General features: G+C 46.6%; 3 protein-coding genes. 2 read left to right on the forward strand and 1 reads right to left on the reverse strand.

Annotated features, from left to right (window positions below; translation table 11 throughout):
• Positions 1-336: 336 nt before the first annotated feature.
• The gene (locus NZ772_18935; protein MCS6815634.1) at positions 337-597 is read right to left on the reverse strand and encodes a hypothetical protein; all 261 of its coding nucleotides are present in this window, start codon (positions 595-597) and stop codon (positions 337-339) included.
• A 52-nt stretch (positions 598-649) separates the two neighbouring features.
• Here NZ772_18935 and NZ772_18940 point away from each other — a divergent pair, with 52 nt between their 5' ends.
• Entirely contained in the window at positions 650-883 is a 234-nt protein-coding gene (locus NZ772_18940; protein ID MCS6815635.1) for a DUF433 domain-containing protein, read from the forward strand.
• The gene (locus NZ772_18945) at positions 880-1,254 is read left to right on the forward strand and encodes a DUF5615 family PIN-like protein (protein ID MCS6815636.1); all 375 of its coding nucleotides are present in this window, start codon (positions 880-882) and stop codon (positions 1,252-1,254) included. Before NZ772_18940 ends, NZ772_18945 begins: the two co-directional genes overlap by 4 nt.
• Positions 1,255-1,413: the final 159 nt, after the last annotated feature.

Genomic DNA, 1,413 nt, shown 5'->3' on the forward strand with positions numbered 1-1,413 from the left:
ACCGTTAGGCCGTTGCGTTAGGTTACTTGTGGTTATAGGTTCTGAAACCGATATTTAGCTTGAATTTTGAACCATCGATCGAGACTGGAGTTGTTTCAGAGTGTAGAAATGATGCTTGTTTAAGGTTCTGAGGCTGACAGTTGATTAAGGTTTTAGCACTTCGATCAAGATAGGAGTTTTTCAACGTTGGAAGGCCGACGATCGTTCAAGGTGCTGAATGCGACGGTTGATGAATGCTCTGGCTCAACGATCGAGGCTAGCCTTTTTCAAGGTTGGAGAACCGACGGTCTTTGAAGGTTAGTGCGGTGACGGTTGACTGAGGGTTTTTCTGGGCGATCAAGGTTGGTGTTGGGGAAGGTTACGGAGACGATCGTTTTTGGGGTAGGGATTGTCGGTAAAGGGACGATTCGCAAAGCGATCCCTTCGGGAATCGGCTATGCTATTGATGGTATCTGAGTTGCTCAAAGTCGTTGTTGCTTCTGGTTTCTGGCATAACCCATCATTCCACTGGACAGCCGTGGAAAGGGTGAGTTGGGTTGCAGAGGCGAGAGGAGTATCGGCTGCTAGTGACTTCAGGCCGTTAGACAGACAAGACATGTTGTTTGCTGTATCTAACAATAGAGGAGGAGTCTATATCAGGAGTTCCACAGTGACTAGAGACCTAGATCGTATTACTGTTAATCCACAAGTGTGTCTTGGGCAGCCGACTATTCGGGGAATGCGTATTACTGTAGGATTTGTCCTGAAGTTGTTGGCTAGTCAGTTATCTATTCAGGAAGTTTTAGAGGCTTACCCAGAACTGGAAGAGGAAGATATTCGTCAGGCTCTTAATTATGCAGCTTGGGCTGTGTCTGATCGTATTGTTAGCTTCACCTCAGCATGAGTAGTCTGCGTTTGCTGGCTGACGTTCATATCTCTCCTTTAACAGTTGCGGCTTTAAAGTCACAGGGCTACGACATAGTCCGCACTACAGACTTGTTGCCTGCGACTGCTTCCGATGCGGAAGTTTTGGATCTTGCCAGAGTAGAAGGCAGAGTCGTCTTAACGCAAGACTTAGATTTTTCCATGCTGGTGGCTCTCGGTAATTATGGCCTGCCCAGTTTGATTACATTACGCCTGTCTTCTGCCAAGCCTAACGTAGTTGCTCAAAAGCTCCTAGATGCTTTACCTATTGTGGAAACGGAACTAATAGAAGGTGCAGCAATTACTATTAGCGATGATTCTGTGCGTGTTCGTAAACTTCCAATTCGATGAAGCGATGTCTAATACTATGTTGGCGCGGACGGTAAAGAGGCTATCGGTGGGAGTTCGAGGTGGTTTGCCGCCGCACAACTTCACCGTTAGGCCGTTGCGTTAGGTTACTTGTGGTTATAGGTTCTGAAACCGATATTTAGCTTGAATTTTGAACCATCG

The sequence above is a fragment of the Cyanobacteriota bacterium genome, from assembly GCA_025054735.1.
Classification (GTDB): domain Bacteria; phylum Cyanobacteriota; class Cyanobacteriia; order SKYG9; family SKYG9; genus SKYG9.